The 19,173-nt window shown below is 67.1% G+C and carries 21 protein-coding genes; 16 read left to right on the plus strand and 5 right to left on the minus strand.

The window, feature by feature from the left end:
• Positions 1 to 2: 2 nt before the first annotated feature.
• From cydB to H0X95_RS14545, 3 genes are all read left to right on the plus strand, one after another.
• A complete protein-coding gene (gene cydB, locus H0X95_RS14535; RefSeq protein WP_006498423.1) occupies positions 3 to 1,010 on the plus strand; it encodes a cytochrome d ubiquinol oxidase subunit II in 1,008 nt (335 codons plus the stop codon).
• A gap of 161 nt (positions 1,011 to 1,171) precedes the next feature.
• Positions 1,172 to 2,092, plus strand: coding sequence for a bestrophin family protein (locus H0X95_RS14540; protein WP_048989239.1), 921 nt, complete (start codon positions 1,172 to 1,174; stop codon positions 2,090 to 2,092).
• 92 nt (positions 2,093 to 2,184) lie between these two features.
• Entirely contained in the window at positions 2,185 to 2,592 is a 408-nt protein-coding gene (locus H0X95_RS14545; protein WP_034203664.1) for a VOC family protein, read from the plus strand.
• Positions 2,593 to 2,611: 19 nt separating this feature from the next.
• Here H0X95_RS14545 and trpS read toward each other — a convergent pair whose 3' ends face one another.
• Positions 2,612 to 3,625 (minus strand): tryptophan--tRNA ligase, encoded by a 1,014-nt coding sequence (gene trpS / locus H0X95_RS14550; RefSeq protein ID WP_048989245.1) that lies wholly within the window; start codon positions 3,623 to 3,625, stop codon positions 2,612 to 2,614.
• 209 nt (positions 3,626 to 3,834) lie between these two features.
• Positions 3,835 to 3,987 carry a hypothetical protein gene (locus tag H0X95_RS14555; RefSeq protein WP_006498419.1) on the minus strand — a complete coding sequence of 51 codons (153 nt, stop codon included), beginning with the start codon at positions 3,985 to 3,987 and terminating at the stop codon, positions 3,835 to 3,837.
• Positions 3,988 to 4,465: 478 nt separating this feature from the next.
• Between H0X95_RS14555 and H0X95_RS14560 the strand changes: the two genes are divergently transcribed.
• The 4 genes from H0X95_RS14560 to H0X95_RS14575 all read left to right on the plus strand — a co-directional run bounded on the left by H0X95_RS14560 (position 4,466) and on the right by H0X95_RS14575 (position 6,557).
• Positions 4,466 to 5,095: a hypothetical protein gene (locus tag H0X95_RS14560; protein ID WP_034203663.1), complete on the plus strand. Its 630-nt coding sequence runs from the start codon at positions 4,466 to 4,468 to the stop codon at positions 5,093 to 5,095.
• 80 nt (positions 5,096 to 5,175) lie between these two features.
• Positions 5,176 to 5,511 carry a RebB family R body protein gene (locus H0X95_RS14565; protein WP_006498417.1) on the plus strand — a complete coding sequence of 112 codons (336 nt, stop codon included), beginning with the start codon at positions 5,176 to 5,178 and terminating at the stop codon, positions 5,509 to 5,511.
• A gap of 191 nt (positions 5,512 to 5,702) precedes the next feature.
• Complete coding sequence (locus tag H0X95_RS14570) at positions 5,703 to 6,053, plus strand: RebB family R body protein (protein ID WP_006498416.1); 351 nt, start codon at positions 5,703 to 5,705, stop codon at positions 6,051 to 6,053.
• 180 nt (positions 6,054 to 6,233) lie between these two features.
• Positions 6,234 to 6,557, plus strand: a complete 324-nt coding sequence (locus H0X95_RS14575) for a RebB family R body protein (protein ID WP_059723899.1) — start codon at positions 6,234 to 6,236, stop codon at positions 6,555 to 6,557.
• 82 nt (positions 6,558 to 6,639) lie between these two features.
• Here the strand turns inward: H0X95_RS14575 and H0X95_RS14580 are convergent, their stop codons facing one another.
• Entirely contained in the window at positions 6,640 to 7,314 is a 675-nt protein-coding gene (locus tag H0X95_RS14580) for a Crp/Fnr family transcriptional regulator (protein ID WP_059723901.1), read from the minus strand.
• 411 nt (positions 7,315 to 7,725) lie between these two features.
• On the opposite strand from H0X95_RS14580, the gene H0X95_RS14585 reads away from it, so the two are divergent.
• The 8 genes from H0X95_RS14585 (at position 7,726) to argE (ending at position 13,955) form a co-directional block, all read left to right on the plus strand.
• The gene (locus H0X95_RS14585; protein ID WP_006498413.1) at positions 7,726 to 8,283 is read left to right on the plus strand and encodes an RNA polymerase sigma factor; all 558 of its coding nucleotides are present in this window, start codon (positions 7,726 to 7,728) and stop codon (positions 8,281 to 8,283) included.
• Between the two features lie 114 nt (positions 8,284 to 8,397).
• On the plus strand, positions 8,398 to 8,691 hold the full coding sequence (locus H0X95_RS14590; protein WP_006498412.1) for a RebB family R body protein: 294 nt from the start codon (positions 8,398 to 8,400) through the stop codon (positions 8,689 to 8,691).
• Positions 8,692 to 8,725: 34 nt separating this feature from the next.
• Complete coding sequence (locus H0X95_RS14595) at positions 8,726 to 9,349, plus strand: hypothetical protein (protein ID WP_230878213.1); 624 nt, start codon at positions 8,726 to 8,728, stop codon at positions 9,347 to 9,349.
• A 189-nt stretch (positions 9,350 to 9,538) separates the two neighbouring features.
• Positions 9,539 to 9,985, plus strand: a complete 447-nt coding sequence (locus tag H0X95_RS14600; protein ID WP_006498410.1) for a hypothetical protein — start codon at positions 9,539 to 9,541, stop codon at positions 9,983 to 9,985.
• 294 nt (positions 9,986 to 10,279) lie between these two features.
• Positions 10,280 to 11,602, plus strand: coding sequence for a flavin-containing monooxygenase (locus H0X95_RS14605; protein ID WP_006498409.1), 1,323 nt, complete (start codon positions 10,280 to 10,282; stop codon positions 11,600 to 11,602).
• A gap of 73 nt (positions 11,603 to 11,675) precedes the next feature.
• Positions 11,676 to 12,113, plus strand: coding sequence for a RidA family protein (locus tag H0X95_RS14610; RefSeq protein WP_006498408.1), 438 nt, complete (start codon positions 11,676 to 11,678; stop codon positions 12,111 to 12,113).
• Between the two features lie 8 nt (positions 12,114 to 12,121).
• Entirely contained in the window at positions 12,122 to 12,799 is a 678-nt protein-coding gene (locus H0X95_RS14615) for a DUF1028 domain-containing protein (RefSeq protein WP_059723903.1), read from the plus strand.
• Positions 12,792 to 13,955, plus strand: coding sequence for an acetylornithine deacetylase (argE, locus tag H0X95_RS14620; protein WP_059723905.1), 1,164 nt, complete (start codon positions 12,792 to 12,794; stop codon positions 13,953 to 13,955). The genes H0X95_RS14615 and argE overlap by 8 nt, the downstream gene beginning before the upstream one ends.
• 75 nt (positions 13,956 to 14,030) lie before the next feature.
• Here argE and H0X95_RS14625 read toward each other — a convergent pair whose 3' ends face one another.
• Positions 14,031 to 14,963 (minus strand): LysR substrate-binding domain-containing protein, encoded by a 933-nt coding sequence (locus H0X95_RS14625; protein WP_034203656.1) that lies wholly within the window; start codon positions 14,961 to 14,963, stop codon positions 14,031 to 14,033.
• Between the two features lie 392 nt (positions 14,964 to 15,355).
• Here H0X95_RS14625 and H0X95_RS14630 point away from each other — a divergent pair, with 392 nt between their 5' ends.
• Positions 15,356 to 16,777 carry a purine-cytosine permease family protein gene (locus H0X95_RS14630; RefSeq protein ID WP_048989242.1) on the plus strand — a complete coding sequence of 474 codons (1,422 nt, stop codon included), beginning with the start codon at positions 15,356 to 15,358 and terminating at the stop codon, positions 16,775 to 16,777.
• Positions 16,778 to 16,874: 97 nt separating this feature from the next.
• Here H0X95_RS14630 and H0X95_RS14635 read toward each other — a convergent pair whose 3' ends face one another.
• A complete protein-coding gene (locus tag H0X95_RS14635; RefSeq protein WP_058903695.1) occupies positions 16,875 to 19,154 on the minus strand; it encodes an FdhF/YdeP family oxidoreductase in 2,280 nt (759 codons plus the stop codon).
• Between the last annotated feature and the right edge of the window lie 19 nt (positions 19,155 to 19,173).

Consider the following 19,173-nt stretch of genomic DNA (forward strand, 5'->3'; position numbering starts at 1 on the left):
CCATGCACATCGATCTTCCTGTCGTCTGGGCCGCGATCATCGGCCTCGGCGTATTCATCTACGTGATGCTGGACGGCTTCGATCTCGGCATCGGTCTGCTGTTTCCGTTCTTCGATGCGAAGGCCGAGCGCCAGGTGATGCTCGACACCGTCGCGCCGGTGTGGGACGGCAACGAGACGTTCCTCGTGCTCGGCGGCGCGGGCCTCTACGGCGCGTTTCCGGTCGTGTATTCGACGCTGCTGCCGGCCAACTACCTGCCGCTGGTGCTGATGCTGGTCGGGCTGATCTTCCGGGGCGCGGCGTTCGAGCTGCGCGCGAAAGCCACCCGCACGCAGCACATGTGGGACCTCGCGTTCATCGGCGGCTCGGCGCTGGCGGCGTTCTGCCAGGGAATCGTGCTCGGTTCGCTGCTGCAGGGCATCAAGATCGAGAACAACCACTTCGCGGGCGGGCCGTTCGACTGGCTGTCGCCGTTCAGCATGATGTGCGGGATCGGCGTGCTCGTCACCTATGCGACGCTCGGCTGCGGCTGGCTGATCCTGAAGGTCGACGGCGAACTGCAGCGCAAGATGCGGTTGCTGATGAAGCCGCTCACGGGCGTGCTGCTCGCGGTGATGGGCGTGGTGAGCCTGTGGACCGTGATCGGGCTGCCGGCCGTCGCGCACCGCTGGTTCGGCAGCGGCAACCTCGGCTGGTTCCTGCCGGTGCCGGTCCTCGTCGTCGCATGCGTGTGGGGCATCTTCCACACGGTGAAGCGCGCGCACGAGGCCACGCCGTTCCTGCTGACGCTGGCCCTCGTGTTCCTCGGCTACACCGGGCTCGTGATCAGCATCTGGCCGAACATCGTGCCGCCGTCGCTGACGATCTGGGACGCGTCGTCGAGCCATTCGAGCCAGTTGTTCGCGCTCGTCGGCACCGTGATCGTGCTGCCGATCATCCTCGTGTACAACGCGATGCAGTACCGCGTGTTCCGTGGCAAGGTGCGCGAGGGCGACGTCGGCTATCACTGAGCGGCCAGCGCGGTGACGGGGCGCGGCGCTCGCGTATCATCACGCGCGGCGCGGCGCCCGACACGGCACCCGATACGAAAGCGGCCCGCCACGCGCGGGCCGTTGCGCATCGGGTGCGGGCGCAACGGGTTGCGCATTTCCTTGGCAGTCGAGAAAACATCATGATCGTCAGACCACGACAGAACTGGCTCAGGATGCTGTTCGTATGGAACGGCTCCGTGCTGCAGTCGATCATTCCGCAGCTCGTGTTCATGGCGATCGTCAGCACGCTGGCGGTCTTCACGAACGGGCGCATCTTCGGCGAGAAGATTCCGCTCAACACCGCGCCGTTCACGCTGTTCGGGCTTGCGCTCGCGATCTTCCTCGGGTTTCGCAACAACGCGAGCTTCGAGCGCTTCAAGGAGGCGCGGCATCTGTGGGGCAACCTGCTGATCGCCGCGCGCACCGTGACGTCGCAACTGCATCGCTACCTGCCCGACAGCGTCGGCGACGCCGAGCGCAACCGGCTCGCCGATCTGCTGATCGCGCTCGCGTATGCGCTGAAGCACCAGCTGCGCCATACCGATCCGACCGCGGACCTGCAGCGCATTCTCGGCGCGGAGCGTACGGCCGCGCTCGGCGGCAAATGCTACAAGCCGGTCGCGATCCTCGACGAACTGCGCGGCGGCATCGTCCGTGCGCTGGGCCGCGCGCCGGGCAGCGACGCGACCTGCTGGATGTTCGAGACGCAACTCGACGAGCTCGGCAAGTCGGTCGGAGGGTGCGAGCGCATCCTGTCGACGCCGATCCCGTTTTCGTACAGCGTGCTGCTGCATCGCACCGTGTATGCGTATTGCGTGTTGCTGCCGTTCGGGCTCGTCGATTCGACGGAGTTCTTCACGCCACTGATCTGCGTGTTCATTGCGTATACGCTGATCGCGCTCGAAGCGATCGCGAACGAAGTGGCCGAGCCGTTCGGCCTCGCGCCGAATGCGCTCGCGCTCGATGCGATGACGCGTACGATCGAGCGGTCGGTGCTGGAACTCGGGGATCGGCCGATGCCGGAGGAATTCGTGCCCGCGTCGACCTATCAGATCACGTAGGCTGCGGGGCGGTAGTGTAGTCGTCTGTAAGGTTGATCGGCCGGAGCGATGACGGGTGTGTAGACTCGTGCTCGTTCAATGGAGCCCACACCATGCAACTGCTCGATCACGTGTCGATCGGCGTGCCGGATATCGACCAGGCACGCCCCTTCTACGATGCCGTCATGGCTGCGCTGGGCGCGACCAAGGTCTATGACCGGCCCAATGCGCTCGGTTACGGCGAACGTTGCAGCGCGAATGATCCGGGGTCGACCTTTCTGGCGGTGTATCTGGATCCCGCCGAAATCGGTGCGAGCAAGCGGCACTGGTGTTTCAAGGCGACTTCCCGCGAGCAGGTGCATGCGTTTTTCGAGGCCGGCCTCGCGACAGGCGGCCAGTCCGACGGCGAACCCGGGTTGCGGCCGCAGTACCACGCCGACTACTACGCGGCTTTTCTGGTCGATCCGGCCGGCAACCGGGTCGAGGCCGTGTGTCATGCGGCGGCCGGCGCCGGAGCGTGAGCGGCCGTGACGGCATCGCTCAACCGAAATACGTCAACCCCATCGCCCCCTTCACCTCCGCGAGCGTCGCCCCCGCCACTTCCCGCGCATGCAGCGTGCCGTGCTTCAGGATCGCCATCACTTCGGCCTTGTCGGCTTCGAACTCACGGCGGCGCGCGCGGATCGGCTCGATCAGCGCCTGCAGCCGCTCGTTCAGCACGCGCTTGACGACGCTGTCGCCGAGGCCGCCGCGGCGATAGTGGGCCTTCAGCTCGTCGACCTTCGCCACGTCCGGCTCGAACGCATCGAGGAACGTGAACACGACGTTGCCCTCCACTTGGCCGGGGTCGCTCACGCGCAGGTGATTCGGGTCCGTGTACATGTCCTTCACGGCCTGCGCGATCTCGTCCGGCGTCGAGCCGAGCGTGATCGCGTTGCCGAGCGACTTGCTCATCTTCGCCTTGCCGTCGATGCCGGGCAGCCGCGTGACCGATGACAGCACGGCCTCGCATTCGACCAGCACCGGCTGCTCGACGGTCGCGTTGAAGCGACGCACGAGCTCGTTGGTCTGCTCGATCATCGGCAACTGATCGTCGCCGACCGGCACGTGGGTCGCCTTGAACGCGGTGATGTCGGCTGCCTGGCTCACCGGGTAGGTCAGGAAGCCGGCCGGGATGTCGCGCTCGAACCCGCGCAGGCGGATTTCTTCCTTGATGGTCGGATTGCGTTCGAGGCGCGCGACCGTGACGAGGTTGAGGAGGTATTGCGACAGCTCGGCGAGTTCGGGCACCTGCGACTGCACGACGATCGTCGAGATCGCCGGATCGATGCCGACGGCGAGGTAGTCGAGCGCGACCTCGATCACGTTTTCGGTCACGCGCTGGCGGCGGCCCATGTTGTCGGTGAGCGCCTGCGTGTCGGCGAGCAGCAGGAATTGCGTCGCCTCGTGCTGCATCTGCACGCGGGCGCGCAGCGAGCCGATGTAGTGGCCGAGGTGCAGCGGGCCGGTCGTGCGGTCGCCGGTGAGGATGATCGGGCGGGTGGGGTGCGTCATGGTCGTCGTGGGCTCCGGGTTGTCGAAGCCGCCAGCCATGGTCTCGGCGCAGAAACGCAAATGCCGCCATGGCTGGCGGCATCACGTTTGGGACATGCAAAAGGAAACGGGCCGCCTGGGTCAGGCGCGCCACCAGCAATGCACGATCGGCGAGGCAGGTCGGGTTTCCATCGCGCCAGTATAGCGCAGTGCGCGGCAGGACGCGTGCGTCAGCGGATCACCGACTCCATCGCGAGGTACGCGGTTTCGGCGGACGGCCACAGCAGGTACAGCAGGCCGGCCATCAGCAGCAATGCGCCGGCGCGGACGAACGGCGTGCGGTCTTTGTCGCGGGGATGGGTGGGCTGCTTCGATTTCTTCATGCTTGCAGGCGCGGGGTGCGCCACTCCAACGGTTACTGCAACGGCTCGCGCGGGGCGAGGCCGAGGTATGACGGGTTTTACGGGACTGGGATGCTGTCCGGGGCCCGGGTCGTCCGGGCCGAGCGCGAAGTTTACCAGCCGCGGGGCGTGAAAAAGGGGACGGTTGAGAGGTCGTGCCGGCTGCCCGCGTCGAGGCGACCGGCATCCTACCAGTTCAACGGGCCGGACACAGTCAAGAATTGTCGGGAACGGGCGCGGCCGGCGCGCCGGCCCCGTTCCCGACTTCACAGACACGTCGCATGGTTCGTCCCTGCAGCGGTCCGCCGAAATTTCCGGCCGGGCCGTCGCACCTTCCTTTCCCGGAGAACCCCATGCGATATCCATTGCAGCACGCCGATCAGGCCGCCGTGGCGCGGCGTCCATCCGAACCCGACCCTCGCGTCCCCGTGCCGGGGCGTCCCTCGAGGAGGTGTGAGCCATGAGCAACGACACACTCGACCCCCTGCTGCGCCAGTTTGCGGAGAAGCGTCTGGGCCGGCCGCTCGAGCCGGGCGAAGAACAGGCGCTGCTGGAGCGGCTGCCGAGCAGCCAGGGGCACCCGTCGGCGTCCGCCGCCGGCCCGGCCACGCCGGCGAGCACCGCGAATCCGTCCTTGCCGCAGTTGAAAACCCGGCGCGAGGCGCGCGAACAGATCAAGCATTTTCTGCAGCTCAACCAGCAAAAGGCTTACGAGAAGATGCGCGGCATCCTGCAGACGATCGACACGCAGAACGAGACGACCCTCGGCATGCTGGCGTCGGAGCAGCGGAAAGTAGCGGGCGTGCTCGACGCGCACGAGGCGGCGGGCGACGCGCAGGCTGCCGGCGCGGCGGAGATTCAGGACAGCACCCGCGAGGCGCTGACGATGATCGGCGAACAGCTGACGGGCCTGATCCGGCAGGAAATCGAAACGTGCTTCCGCCAATACGGCGATGCGCTCGCCGAACGGCTCGCGGCCAGGTTCGACGCAATGGAGGACCGGTTGCGGCGCATCGACACCGGCCCGGTTGAACGATCCGAACCTGCCGCTGCCGTTCACGACACCGTCGGCCGAGCGTCCATGGAGTAGCACGCGGGTCATGCGACCGAACGCGGAACCGGCCGGCCCCGATGTGCGACCTCTCAACTACGTGAACCAAGGAGCAACAAATGGCTGATACGTGTCAAGTGTGCCAGGTCAATCCCGCGATTACCGATGCGGTCACACAGGTCAACGTCAAGGTGGTCGCGGAAGCGCCGGCGATGGCGATGGGCTCGCTGTACCAGGCCCAGAGCCATTCGCTGAGCATCCTGTTCGAGAACGCGGTGCAGCAGCAGTCGCAGGCCGCGATCCAGTCGCAAACGTCGACGAACGTGGGGACGATGCAGCTCTACACGATCGGGCCGGAAAGCGCGGGCGCGGCCGCCACGGAAATCGGCGCGAACGGGATCATTTCCATTCTGGCCGACGTGATCGCGATCGGGAAGGCGGTGGCCCGGCCGTAAGGCGTCATCGCAGCGCCGTGGTTGAAGCGGCGGCGGCCGCGGCACGCGCCGCCGATCCCGCCGCCGCGGCGCGGATTCGCAGCATGGCCGCCGGCGCCTGACCCACGGTGCCGTGCGGTGTTCCGGAGCAAACGACGGAGCGGGCAGCGCCGATTCGATGCGCAGCCCGTTCGCGAAACAGGAGAAATACGATGGCAAATGACACAAACGACGCGAAGGACCCCTGCAAGACGTGTGCGGTCAACGCCGCGATCACCGACGCGGTCACGCAGACCAACGTCAAGGTGGTCGGCGAGGCGCCCGCGATGGCCACGGGCTCGCTGTACCAGGCCCAGAGCCATTCGCTCAGCGTGCTGTTCGAGAACGCCGTGCAGCAGCAGTCGCAGTCCGCGGTGCAGCTGCCGACCTCGACGAACGTGGGCACGATGCAGCTGTACACGCTCGGGCCGGCGAGCGCCGGCGCGGCCGCGACGGAAATCGGCTCGAACGGCGTGCTGTCCGTGCTGGCCGACGTGCTCGCGCTCGGCAAGGCGCTGGCCTGACGCGTAGCCCGGCGTCGGCGCCGGGCGGTGGCCCCGATCGCGGTGGCTGCCGCCCGGCGCCCGACATCGTGTCGACGCACGTGACGGCGGACACCCCGTCACGTAGCGTCGGCGCCGGCCGACCCACTCATGCGCTCGCCACGACCGCGCCGCGGCGGCGAGCCAACCAGGAGCCAAGACATGCCGGAACAGGTTTCCCCCGCGACGACCGATGCAGTCACGCAAGCCAACGTCAAGGTAGTGGGCGAAGCGCCCGCCGTGGCGTTGGGCACGCTCATGCAGTCCAACAGCCACGCGTCCGCGATCCTGCTTCACAACGCGGTGCAGATGCAGGCGAACCAGGCGGCATCCAACCTCGCCGCCACGACCGTCGGCATCATGCAGCTCTATGCCGGCTCGCCTATAGCGCTGGCCAGCGCGGCGCGGTCCGCGAACGACAACTTCGTCTCGCAACTGGCCGCCGTCGCTCAGTTGATGAACGCCATCGGCCACGGGCGCGGCTGACCTTCACCGCGCGCCGCGCAATCCGGCGCGCGCAACCATGCCCGCATGGCGGCGCTGCCCGGCGCACGCGCTTGCCGGGGCATCAATTGGCGGCGACGATGGTCCGGAGCTGCTCCGGTTTCTCGATCGTCACACCGTGTTCGTGTAGCCGGATCAGGCCGTCGCGCTGCATCTTCTGCAGGCTGCTGTTCAGTCGCGGCCGGCTGACGTTGAGCATCGCGGCGAGGATGCTCTGGTTCTCCGGCAGCGGCACCTCGAGATCGTTTCCTTGCATGCGGTTCAGCAGATGGCGCGCGAGCCGTGCTTCGAGCCGGTACAGGCATGCCGACTCGACGAAGTCGCTCAACTGGTGAATGTGCCGGCACAGCTGCTCGTGGATGCGCGCCATGAATTCCGCGTTGGCCTGCAGCGGCGCGAAGTGCTGGCGATGCAGCAGCGAAATGCGGCAGTCGGGGCTCAACTGGGCGGTGAAGCTGCGCCGGTGCGCGCGAATCAGCGTGTTCTCGCCGATGAGGTCGCCCGGCATCGCGTGACCGAGAATGATCTCGCGTCCGCCGGGTTCGTGCAGCGTCTTGTAGACGCGGCCGCGGTGCACGAACGCGACGAAATCTCCCGGATCGCCCTTGAAGAACAACAGGCGATTGCCGTGTTCCGGCCAGGACGTGACGTGCCGCTCGATGTGCGCGAGCAGGCTCTCCGGAAGATCGGCGAGTATCGGTATATTGCGCAGCGTTTGAGCGTTAGCAAGGGCAGGCATGTTTTCCGCGCGAGGTTGTTTGACGATGCAGCCACCTAGCGAAAAACGCTGCCTTTGGCATTGCGTGAAAAATGAATAATGAAAGTATCGAAATAATCGGCAAGCGGTCCGGACGGGGCCGTGTTTTGGCGGCAAGCGCGCTTGTTCGACCGACAGGGGAAGCCGCATGCCGACGCACGGGCGCATCGCGGCGGGAGTCCTGCTTGTTCATCGCAATGCCGTTATCCGGTCAGGCCCGGCGACGCACCTGAAACGACGGATCGGGCTATGCCGGTGAATTAAAATTTCCGTTCATAATAATCAAGAAAATTTACTGAAACCGATTATCGTTATATCGGTGTTACACGGGTAACAGCGCCATTCCCGGCGTCGAATCGATTCTGTGTTTTCCATAAAAAAGGAAGACACGGGATGACAACCTCGAACCAGCACGCTGCCCCGCCGCCCGAGTCTCCGGCGCAGCAGCTCGACCGCACGTGGCGGGAAATGCAGGGAAAATTGCGGCGCCGCGCGCGCCTGTTGTGCAAGGGTGATATTCACCGTGCCGACGAACTGCTTTCCGATACCGCACTCAAGGTCCACATTTATCTGCAGCGCTCGCCCGAGCGCGTCCGGAACCTGACGGGTTTTCTCTTTCTGGCGCTGAATCACGCGTTCCTCGATGGCGCGCGCCGCCGTCTGCGCGAAAGCGGCATGCTCGAATTCGACCCGGGCTGGGACGACGATCACGCCGTCGAGCTGGCCGGCCACGCGCCGTCGGTGGAGCAGCAACTGCTGCTGCGGCAACAGCTGCTGCGCCTCGAGCAGGCGCTGTCCATGCTGTCCCCGCAGCAGCAGATGCTGTTCACGCTGAAGTTCGAGGAGGACCGGCCTTATCTGCACATCGCCGAGACGCTCGGGATCAACGAGCCGCTCGCCAGAAAACGGGTCGAGCTGCTGCGCAAGAAGTTGCGCGAGGAACTCGCGTGAGCGCGTTCACGAATGCCGGCACGCAGCGTTCCTAACGGCATGCGCGGCGTCGATGGCCTGCCGGCCCGCCCGTTCCTTCAATCGCATGCCGGAGCCGAGATCCGAGGAGGCCTCGTGGCAGACAAAGTCAATGAGCAGATTACCGATGCGCTGACGCAGACCAACGTCAACGTCGTCGCGGGATCGCCGGCCCAGGCGCTGGGCATGCTGTACCAGATGTTCAGCCAGGCCGTCGGCATCTCGGCGCAGAACATGACCCAGCAGCAGGCGGCGCTGAACCAGATCTCGAACGCCGTGGTGTCGAAGGCGGTGGCCATGATCCTGTCCGTCGAAGCGTCGCCGAAGCCGGCATCGGGCGGCGCGTCGCTGCCCGCGGCGGGCGGGCCGCCGACGGGCTCCACGCACTAGGACGCGACGTTATCAGGATATCTGAATAATGAACATGAAAGGTCTTTTGGGCGGCCGCGCAGACGGCGCGACGCAAGTGCCGGACGGCGCCGCGGACGCAACAGCCGCCACATCCGCCGCAGCCGAAGCAACGACGCCGGCCGATGTCGCGCCGCACGCCGCTGCTTCGGCAGCCGGCACGCGCGCGTGGCCGACCAACCGGCTGCGCAGGTTCACCGATGCGCTGAAGGCGCCGGACCAGATCGCGGGCGCGAGAGGGTCCGCCCACTCGGCGCTGCAGACCGTGCAGGCGATCAACGCGGAGGCTGCGTCCTACGCGACGACGCAGATCGCCGTCGGCCCGAACATGATGATCACGCAGGCGGGCGGCATGGTCGCGCAGGCGGCGGCCAACTACTTCGAGGCGTCGACGTCGCTGGCGATCGCGGGCAAGAGCGTGCTGATGAAGGATCTGGCGCAGAAGACCGTCGACGAGGACGTGAAAGGCATGGCGATGGATGCGGTGGGCCTGCTGTTGACGGACCTGTTCGTCGCGACCGCGGCGGTCGTCGCGGGCGCCGCGGAGGCGATCGAAGGCGAGGCCGCGAGCGTCGCGCTCGACAGGATCGACGAGAGCCTGCAGAAGTATCAGGCGTTGCTGGACAAGAAGGGCACGTAGGGGCGCGACGTCGATCACGAACGTCGCGGGCGATCGCCTGTCGCGCGAGTGGCGGCAACGCATCGATCGACACGACCCGCCGGGCCGCCCGGCCCGATGCGGGATGTGAGCGGCAGGCGCGACGCGCGTTCTTCGTCGAACACGTCGCGGCCTGCTACCGGCAGTCCAGTCCAATCATGTGAGGAACCCATGTCCTACATCATTCAGCACGTAAACGGTCCCGCGCCGCTGGCGGTCGGCGAGCGCCAATGGGGAGATGCGACGGAAATCGATTTCGGCGCGATGACGAGCTGCATCGCGCTCGTCGAGCAGACGCCGGGTCAGCCGACGATGGTGCGCGGCATCCATCTGTCGATCGTCGGCCCCGACGGCACGAAGGTCTACGACACGGCGGCGAATGTCGCCGGGCAGGTCGAGACGATCATGCAGCAGAGCGGCGACATGCGTGCGTGCCTCGGGCGTATCGACGTCTGGCAGGCCAACGAGTCGCAGGAGGTGCAGGATTTCTTCGCCGCGCTGATGCAGAGTCTCGACATGTTCGAGTGGGTGCAGGTGCCGGACGGCAATCTGCGGGTGCGAATCCATGGTGGCGTGATGGCGTATCGGAAGGGCACCGACGGGTGGACCAACGTGTAGTCGGCACGAGCCGGTGACATACCGGTGGGGCGCGTCGACGATCGGTTCGGCTGCGTCGGGACATCGGATTTTTTGGCGCACCCATGCGCTCGTGTCGAACCGTTCCCGACCGGCATTGCGCTTCGGCTGCCTGCTTGCACGCTGCGCGCCACCGCCTCCCGCCCCAGCTTTTTGCTCGTCAACACCAACAAAAAACCTCATTTCGCGCCAGACGCCCTGTTCGCAGAATGTCTCCATTCCAGCTCACGCAGCGACACGCGCGTCGCATGAGCCGCACTTCAGAAGGAGACAGCCGTGGCAGTCGAAACAACCTCAATCGATACGCTCGTCGTCGGCGCCGGGCAGGCCGGCGTGGCCATGAGCGAACATCTGGGCAAGCTGGGCGTGCCCCATCTCGTGCTGGAGCGCAGCCGCATCGCCGAACGCTGGCGCACCGGACGCTGGGATTCGCTGGTCGCGAACGGCCCCGCGTGGCACGACCGTTTCCCGGGGCTCGAATTCGACGGCCTCGATCCCGACGCGTTCGCGTCGAAAGACCAGGTCGCGGACTACTTCGAAGCGTATGCACGCAAGTTCAACGCGCCGATCCGTACCGGCGTCGAAGTGAAGCACGTCGTGCGCAACACGGGCAAGCCGGGCTTCGTCGTCGAGACGTCGGACGGCACGATCGAGGCGAACCGCGTGGTGGTCGCGACGGGGCCGTTCCAGCGCCCGGTGATTCCGCCGATCGCGCCGGACGATGCGCGCCTCGTGCAGATCCATTCCGCCGACTATCGCAACCCCGGTCAGCTTCCGGCGGGCGCGGTGCTGGTGGTCGGCGCCGGTTCGTCGGGCGTGCAGATCGCCGACGAGCTGCAGCGCGCGGGGCGGCAGGTGTACCTGTCGGTCGGGCCGCACGATCGTCCGCCGCGCGCGTATCGCGGCCGCGACTTCTGCTGGTGGCTCGGCGTGCTCGGCGAATGGGACAAGGAAGTCGCGACGCCCGGCCGCGAGCACGTGACGATCGCGGTGAGCGGCGCGCGCGGCGGCCATACGGTCGATTTCCGCGCACTGGCGAACCAGGGCGTGACGCTGGTCGGGCTGACGAGGTCGTTCGACGGCGGCGTGGCGGTGTTCGAGCGCGATCTCGCGATCAATCTCGCGCGCGGCGACGAGAACTACCTGGCGCTGCTCGACGCGGCCGACGCGTATGCGGCACGCAACGGCCTAGACCTGCCGGAAGAGCCGGACGCGCGGCGCATCCTGCCGAATCCCGAATGCGTCGCGCATCCGATCCTCGCACTCGACCTCGCCGGCGCCGGCATCGCGTCGATCGTCTGGGCGACGGGCTATGCGGTCGACTACGGCTGGCTGAACGTCGACGCGTTCGGGCCGGACGGCAAGCCGCAGCACCAGCGCGGCGTGTCGAAGGAGCCCGGCATCTATTTTCTCGGGCTGCCGTGGCTGTCGCGGCGCGGCTCGAGCTTCATCTGGGGCGTGTGGCACGACGCGAAACACATCGCCGATCACATCGTCACGCAGCGCAAGTACCTCGCGTACCACGACGCGTCGCAGCACCGCGCGGCCGCGCAAGCGGCACGGCCCGACGCCCGCCCGCTCGCCGAAGCGGCGAACTGATCCCCGACACATCCCGCCGCGCCGCGATTGCTTCCGGCGCGGCGGGCAACCCACCGACACTCGAAGGACCTCGATGAGCCAGCCCACCCATACGCGTATCCGCATGTTCAACACCCGGGATACCTACCCGAACCAGACGCTCGACAACGACCTGTGCCAGGCCGTGCGGGCCGGCAACACCGTCTACGTGCGCGGCCAGGTCGGCACCGATTTCGACGGCAACCTGATCGGCCTCGGCGACGCGCGCGCGCAGGCCGAGCAGGCGATGAAGAACGTCAAGCAATTGCTCGAGGAAGCCGGCAGCGACATCACGCACATCGTGAAGACGACGACCTACCTGATCGACCCGCGTTACCGCGAACCCGTGTACCAGGAAGTCGGCAAGTGGCTGAAAGGCGTCTACCCGATCTCGACGGGGCTCGTCGTCTCCGCGCTCGGCCAGCCGCAGTGGCTGATGGAGATCGACGTGATCGCGGTGATCCCCGACAACCGGCAGCCGAACCGCGCATAGGAGGCGACATGACTTTCTCCATCATCGGGCGCTGCCCGGAAACGGGCCAGCTCGGGATCGCGATCAGCTCGTCGAGCATCGCGGTGGGCGCGCGCTGCCCGTGGGTGCGCGCGGGCGTCGGCGCCGTCGCGACGCAGAACATCACGCTGCCGGCGCTCGGGCCCCAGATCCTCGACCTGATCGAGCACGACCCGCTCACGCCCGCCGCGGCGCTCGACCGCGCGTTGAGCGCGAACGGCTGGAGCCAGTACCGGCAGGTCACGGTGATCGACGGGCAGGGGCAGACCGCATGCTTCACCGGCAAGGAGGCGCTCGGCACGCATCACGCGGTGCAGGGCGAGCAGTGCGTGGCGGCCGGCAACCTGCTCGCCGCGCCGACCGTGATCGACGCGATGGTGCGGGCCTTCGAGCAGGCGCCCGGGCTGCTCGCGGATCGCCTGCTGGCCGCGATGCACGCGGCGATGGCGGCCGGCGGCGAGGCCGGGCCGGTGCATTCGGCCGCGTTGAAGGTGGCGGGCGACGTGACCTGGCCGATCGTCGACTTGCGCGTCGACTGGGCCGACGCCGATCCGATCGGGCAGCTCGATGCGCTGTGGCGCGCGTATCGGCCGCAGATGCAGGACTACCAGACGCGCGCGCTGAATCCGACCGCCGCGCCGAGCTACGGAGTGCCGGGCGATGAGTGATCCGTCGAGCCGCGCGCTGCTCGAACGGCTGATCGGCTTCGCGACGGTCAGCCGCGATTCGAACCTCGAGATGATCGGCTTCATCCGCGACTATCTCGCCGGGTTCGGTGTGGCGAGCGAACTGTTCTACAACGCGGAACGCACGAAGGCGAGCCTGTACGCGACGATCGGCCCGTGCGATCGCGGCGGTGTCGCGCTGTCGGGCCATACCGACGTGGTGCCGGTCGACGGGCAGGCGTGGACGGTCGAGCCGTTCCGGCTGACCGAGCGCGACGGCCGCCTGTACGGTCGCGGCACGGCCGACATGAAGGGCTTCATCGCGTCGGTGCTCGCGGCCGTTCCGGCGTTCGTTTCACGGCCGCTGGGCCTGCCCGTGCATCTGGCGTTCTCGTACGACGAGGAAGTCGGTTGTCTCGGCGTGCGGCCGATGCTCGACCAACTGGCCGTGCGCGAACATCGTCCGCGGCTGTGCGTGATCGGCGAGCCGACCGAACTGAAGCCGGTGCTCGGTCACAAGGGCAAGCTCGCGATGCGCTGCCACGTGAAGGGCGCCGCGTGCCACTCGGCTTACGCGCCGTCGGGCGTCAATGCGATCGACTACGCGGCGAAGCTGATCGGCCGGCTCGGCGAGATCGGCGCGGCGCTCGCACGGCCCGAGCATCACGACCGCCGCTTCGATCCGCCGTTCTCGACCGTGCAGGCCGGGCTGATCAAGGGCGGCCGCGCACTGAACATCGTGCCGGCCGAATGCGAATTCGATTTCGAGGTGCGTGCGTTGCCGGATTTCGATGCGCACGACGTGCCGAGAAAGCTGCAGGACTATGCGGAATCCGAACTGTTGCAGAAGATGCGCGCGGTGCAGCCCGATACCGACATCCGGTTGCAGCCGCTCGGCGCGTATCCGGGGCTGGCGACCGCGCCGGACAGCGAGGCCGCACGCGTGCTCGCGCTGCTGAGCGGCTCCGATGCGTTCGGCACGGTGGCGTTCGGCACCGAGGGCGGGCTGTTCGGGCAGGCCGGCATTCCGACCGTGGTGTGCGGGCCGGGCAGCATGGATCAGGGGCACAAGCCCGACGAGTTCGTCACGCTCGACCAGCTGCACGGATGCGACGCGATGCTGGGCCGCCTGGCCGCGTATCTCGCTTCCGCCGCCTGAACGTGCGGCCGACACGCACGCACCGCATCCGGCGGCGCGTGCGTGGTCCTGTTCCCGCTCGCGATCCTGTCGTCCTTATCGCGCCGATTGTGCCGATTGCGCGACGATCTGCGCGAGCCGTTCGCGGCAGAAATCGACGAACGACTGCGCCTGCTTGGTGAGCTGGCCGCGCTTCAGCCGTGCGCTCACGAGCCCGGACGGGCTGACCGTTTCGCTGAGGGCGATCGTCACGACGCGCTGGCCGTCGTACGTATAGTCGGAATGCGGGCGCGTGACGAGCAGCGAGAACCCGAAGCCCTGGCCGACCATTCCGCGCACCATCTCGATCGACGGCGAGCCGAACACGATGTTCGGCGTGAGCCCGAGTTCATGAAACAGGCTCACGAAGTACGTGCGGCTCGGTTGCACGTCGAGCAGGATCATCGGCTCGACGCACAGGTCGCGCAGCGACACGTGCGTCTGGCCCGCGAACCGGTGGTTCTCCGGCAGCAGCACGTACGGCTGCTGCGGCGGCATCAGCGGCTCGGTTTCGATCGTGCCGTCCAGATCGTGGTCGTACATCAGTGCGAGATCGAAGGTGCCGGACGTCAGTCCCTGCACGAGTTCCTGCTGGTCGCCGTCGCGCAGCCGGATGTTCACGCCCGGGTAGCGCTCGCGAAAACCGGCGATCAGTTGCGGCAGATAGAGCGGCGCGACCGTCTCGAAGCAGCCGATGTCGATCTGCCCGGTGATCACGTCGTTGTCGGCGAGCGCGTTCTGTTCGAACTCGTGCGCGATGCGCAGCAGTTCCTGCGCTTTCCGGTAGAAGCGCGTGCCGCTCGGCGTCAGCGACACGCCCTGCGCGTGGTGGCGGATGAACAGCTTCACGCCGAAGCTCTCTTCGAGCCCCTTGATCGCGCTGGAAATCGACGGCTGCGCGATGAAGAGCTGGCGCGAGGCCTCGGCGACGCTGCCGGATTCGACCGTCGTGATGAAGTATTTCAGTTGCCGCAAAGTGTAGTGAGCCACAAGCACCTCTGATGCCCGGCCCCGGCGTGCCGCCGCGGGCGCATGCGCGTTCCGTAGGGAAACAGACCCTGGCACCTTACCTGAAGTCGTTCCGCGCCGAAATTTCCGCTGCAGAGCTTTTTCGTATGTCGCGGAAATATTTTTAGTATTTTCCGGTCCCGATGCACGTGGCGCACCATCGTCGCCGACCTGGATCGCGGCGAGGCCGCGCGTGCGGGCGGAGGCGGTCATCCGTCCCCGCCTGCCGCGCATCGTTCGCCTTGCCGACCCGGCCGCGTGTGCACGCGGCGCGGCGTCGCTCGCGCATCCGGACCCGATTGCCGGCGCGCACCCCGACGCGCGCCGGCGGAAACGGCACGCGCGCATCGCCGCGCAGGACAGGAGACATCACCATGACGAACGCGGAACGCAATGCGTCCCCGATGATAGAGAAGCACACGATCGGCTATGTGCCGCCTGCGGAACGCCACGGCAAGGTGCGCGACCTGTTCACGCTCTGGTTCGGCGGCAACATCGCGCCGCTGCCGATCGTGACCGGCGCGCTCGGCGTGCAGATGTTCCACCTGAACCTGATGTGGGGCATCGTCGCGATCGTCGTCGGCCAGGCGGTCGGCGGCGTGCTGATGGCGCTGCATTCGGCGCAGGGGCCGCAGATGGGCATCCCGCAGATGATCCAGAGCCGCGCGCAGTTCGGCTCGTGGGGCGCGCTGCTCGTGACGGTGATCGCGGCCGTGATGTACGTCGGCTTCTTCGCGTCGAACATCGTGCTCGCCGGCAAGTCGGTGCACGGCATCGCATCGTCGGTGCCGGTTCCGGTCGGCATCGTGATCGGCGCGGTGGGCTCGGGGCTGATCGGGATCGTCGGCTACCGGTTCATCCACATCCTGAACCGCATCGGCACGTGGGTGCTCGGCATCGGCATCGCCGTCGGCTTCTGGATGATCCTGTCGCACGTGAGCACCGCCGATTTCCTGACGCGCGGCGGCTTCGACTTCGCGGGCTGGCTCGCGACGGTGTCGCTGTCGGCGCTGTGGCAGATCGCGTTCGCGCCGTACGTGTCGGACTATTCGCGCTATCTGCCGGAGAACGTCGGCGTCGCGTCGACGTTCTGGGCGACCTATCTCGGCTGCACGCTCGGCTCGACGCTCGCGTTCATCTTCGGCGCGGTGGCGGTGCTCGCGGTGCCGGCCGGCGCGGACACGATGGACGCGGTCAAGCAGGCGACCGGCCCGCTCGGCCCGCTGATGCTCGTGCTGTTCCTGCTGAGCGTGATCAGCCACAACGCGCTGAACCTGTACGGCGCGGTGCTCGCGGTGATCACGTCGGTACAGACGTTCGCGTACAAGTGGATTCCGACCGCGAAGGCGCGCGCGGTGGTGTCGGTCGTGATCTTCGTCGCATGCTGCTACGCGGCGATCGGCGCATCGACGAACTTCGTCGGCAACCTCGTCGATCTGGTGCTCGCGCTGCTGGTCGTACTGGTGCCGTGGACGGCGATCAACCTGATCGACTTCTACGTGATCCACAAGGGCAAGTACGACATCCAGTCGATCTTCATGGCGGACGGCGGAATCTACGGCCGCTTCAATCCGCAGGCGCTGCTCGCGTATGCGATCGGTATCGTCGTGCAGATCCCGTTCATGAACACGCCGATGTATGCGGGACCGATTCCCGCGCATCTGGGCGGCGCGGACCTGTCGTGGCTCGTCGGCCTGCTGCTGACGTCGCCGCTGTACTACTGGCTCGCGACGCGCGACAGCGCATATCGGCGCCGGCAGGGCGGCGCGCACCTGCCGCCGACGGCGGCGCGGTAAGGAAGGGGGCCGCCGCATCGGTTGCGACGCGGCGGCAAGCAGTGGAAGGAACCGGGCAGGCCAGCGCCGGACTACAGGGTGCAGGCCTGCCGCGGCATCAGACCACCGCCGAGCGCGCGACGCGCACCGGCACCGATTTGTACGACGGCGTGCCGCTTTCCTTGTCGATGTAGTCGAGCGGCACGAGCACGTTCGCTTCCGGATAGTACGCACCGACCGAGCCCGGCGCGATGTCGTACTCGATCGCGGTGATCTTTTCGAGGCGCAGCGTACGGCCCGACGCGGTCACCGTCTCGATGTCGACGAGGTCGCCGTGTTCGAGCCCGTACTTCGCGAGATCGGCCGCGTTCATGAACAGCACGTCGCGCCGGCCGAATACGCCGCGATAGCGATCGTCGAGGCCGTAGATCGTCGTGTTGTACTGGTCGTGGCTGCGCAGCGTGATCAGCCGCAGCACCTGCTCGGCGCCGAGCACGTCCGCGTCCTCCTTCACGCCCTTGTAGACCGAGAACATCGCCTTGCCGGTCGGCGTCGGCCACACGCGCTCGGTGGGCGGCAGCGGCAGCCGGAAGCCGCCCGGCGTGCGGATCCGCTCGTTGAACGCCTCGAAGCCGGACACCGTCTTGTCGATCAGGTCGCGGATGCGGTCGTAGTCGGCGATCAGGTCGAGCCACGCGACCTTGCTGTTCGGCAGCGTCGCATGGGCGATGCCCGCGACGATCGCGGGCTCCGAGCGCAACTGGTCCGACGCGGGCTTGAGCTTGCCGGCCGATGCATGGACCATCGACATCGAATCCTCGACGGTGATCGACTGCCGGCCGGTGGCCTGCATGTCGAGCTCGGTGCGGCCGAGCACCGGCAGGATGAAGGTTTCCTTGCCGACCAGCAGGTGCGAACGGTTCAGCTTCGTGCCGAGATGCACGCTCAGGTCGAGCTTCGCCATCGCCGGGAACGACACCTCGGGGTCGGGCAGCGCGACCGCGAAGTTGCCGCCGAGGCACAGCAGCGCCTTTGCGGTGCCGTCGATCATCGCCTGCATCGCCTGCACGGCGTCGTGCCCGTGCTGCGCGGGCGGCGTGAAGCCGCACACGTCCTCGATCTTCTTCAGGAATTCGGCCGACGGCTTCTCGGTGATGCCGACCGTGCGGTTGCCCTGCACGTTCGAATGGCCGCGCAGCGGACACACGCCGGCGCCCGGCTTGCCGATGTTGCCGCGCATCAGCAGCAGGTCGGCGATCAGGCGCACGGTCGCCGTGCCCTTGTTGTGCTGCGTGACGCCCATCCCGTACGTGACGATCGTCGCGTTCGACTTCGCATACGCGAGCGCGACCTGTTCGAGCTGCGCCTGGCTCAAGCCGCTCGCGCGTTCGATGTCGTCCCACGACGTCGCCTCGAGATCGGCCGAGAATGCGTCGAAGCCGTTGGTGTGCTGCGCGATGAAGTCGCGGTCGAGCACGTTGCCTTGCTCGGCTTCGAGTTTCAGCAGCGCCTTCATGATGCCTTTCAGCGCGGCCGCGTCGCCGCCCGCGTCGACCTGGTAGTACGTCGACGCGATCCGCGTGGAGCCGAACGACGCCATCTCGATCATGTCCTGCGGATCGGCGAAGCGTTCGAGCGCGCGTTCGCGCAGCGGGTTGAACACGATGATCGGCACGTTGCGGCGCGCGCACTCGTGCAGCGTGCCCATCATCCGCGGATGGTTCGTGCCGGGATTGTGGCCGATCGAGATGATCAGCTCGCAGTGGTCGAAATCCTCCAGCGACACGGTGCCCTTGCCGATACCGATCGACTGCGGCAGGCCGACGCTGGTCGGTTCGTGGCACATGTTCGAGCAGTCGGGGAAGTTGTTGGTGCCGAGCTCGCGCGCGAACAGCTGGTACAGGTACGCGGCTTCGTTCGACGCGCGGCCCGACGTATAGAACTCGACCTGCTCGGGCGGCAGCGCGCGCAGCACTTCGCCGATGCGCGCGAACGCGTCGTCCCATTCGATCGCGCGGAACGTGTCGGTCGCGCGGTCGTAGACGAGCGGATGCGTGAGCCGGCCCATGTTCTCCAGTTCGTAGTCCGACATGCGCAGCAGCGACGACACGGTGTTCGCCGCGAAGAACTCGGGCGTCACGCGCTTGGTCGTCGCTTCCCACGTGACGGCCTTCGCGCCATTCTCGCAGAACTGGAACGTCGACTTGTGTTCCTTGTCGGGCCACGCGCAGCCGGGACAGTCGAAGCCGTCGGGCTGGTTGGTCCGCATCAGCACGATCGGCGCCTCGATGGTTTCCATTTGCGTGCGCACCGCATCGGCTGTCGCGCGAAGCGCGCCCCAACCGCCGGCGGGCCCATCGTATTTCCTGATGCCTGGCACTTCGCGTCGATTTGTCATGGTGAATCTCCAATAGCCG

Origin of the sequence: Burkholderia sp. 9779_493, from assembly GCF_015712215.1 — a bacterium.
GTDB classification, from domain to species: Bacteria; Pseudomonadota; Gammaproteobacteria; order Burkholderiales; family Burkholderiaceae; genus Burkholderia; species Burkholderia cenocepacia.

What these genes read in the sequence shown, in the direction of transcription:
- cydB (WP_006498423.1), top strand. Translation starts at nt 3, where the DNA reads ATGCACATCGATCTTCCTGTCGTCTGGGCCGCGATCATCGGCCTCGGC.
- H0X95_RS14540 (WP_048989239.1), top strand. Translation starts at nt 1,172, where the DNA reads ATGATCGTCAGACCACGACAGAACTGGCTCAGGATGCTGTTCGTATGG.
- H0X95_RS14545 (WP_034203664.1), top strand. Translation starts at nt 2,185, where the DNA reads ATGCAACTGCTCGATCACGTGTCGATCGGCGTGCCGGATATCGACCAG.
- trpS (WP_048989245.1), bottom strand. Translation starts at nt 3,625, where the DNA reads ATGACGCACCCCACCCGCCCGATCATCCTCACCGGCGACCGCACGACC.
- H0X95_RS14555 (WP_006498419.1), bottom strand. Translation starts at nt 3,987, where the DNA reads ATGAAGAAATCGAAGCAGCCCACCCATCCCCGCGACAAAGACCGCACG.
- H0X95_RS14560 (WP_034203663.1), top strand. Translation starts at nt 4,466, where the DNA reads ATGAGCAACGACACACTCGACCCCCTGCTGCGCCAGTTTGCGGAGAAG.
- H0X95_RS14565 (WP_006498417.1), top strand. Translation starts at nt 5,176, where the DNA reads ATGGCTGATACGTGTCAAGTGTGCCAGGTCAATCCCGCGATTACCGAT.
- H0X95_RS14570 (WP_006498416.1), top strand. Translation starts at nt 5,703, where the DNA reads ATGGCAAATGACACAAACGACGCGAAGGACCCCTGCAAGACGTGTGCG.
- H0X95_RS14575 (WP_059723899.1), top strand. Translation starts at nt 6,234, where the DNA reads ATGCCGGAACAGGTTTCCCCCGCGACGACCGATGCAGTCACGCAAGCC.
- H0X95_RS14580 (WP_059723901.1), bottom strand. Translation starts at nt 7,314, where the DNA reads ATGCCTGCCCTTGCTAACGCTCAAACGCTGCGCAATATACCGATACTC.
- H0X95_RS14585 (WP_006498413.1), top strand. Translation starts at nt 7,726, where the DNA reads ATGACAACCTCGAACCAGCACGCTGCCCCGCCGCCCGAGTCTCCGGCG.
- H0X95_RS14595 (WP_230878213.1), top strand. Translation starts at nt 8,726, where the DNA reads ATGAAAGGTCTTTTGGGCGGCCGCGCAGACGGCGCGACGCAAGTGCCG.
- H0X95_RS14600 (WP_006498410.1), top strand. Translation starts at nt 9,539, where the DNA reads ATGTCCTACATCATTCAGCACGTAAACGGTCCCGCGCCGCTGGCGGTC.
- H0X95_RS14610 (WP_006498408.1), top strand. Translation starts at nt 11,676, where the DNA reads ATGAGCCAGCCCACCCATACGCGTATCCGCATGTTCAACACCCGGGAT.
- H0X95_RS14615 (WP_059723903.1), top strand. Translation starts at nt 12,122, where the DNA reads ATGACTTTCTCCATCATCGGGCGCTGCCCGGAAACGGGCCAGCTCGGG.
- argE (WP_059723905.1), top strand. Translation starts at nt 12,792, where the DNA reads ATGAGTGATCCGTCGAGCCGCGCGCTGCTCGAACGGCTGATCGGCTTC.
- H0X95_RS14630 (WP_048989242.1), top strand. Translation starts at nt 15,356, where the DNA reads ATGACGAACGCGGAACGCAATGCGTCCCCGATGATAGAGAAGCACACG.
- H0X95_RS14635 (WP_058903695.1), bottom strand. Translation starts at nt 19,154, where the DNA reads ATGACAAATCGACGCGAAGTGCCAGGCATCAGGAAATACGATGGGCCC.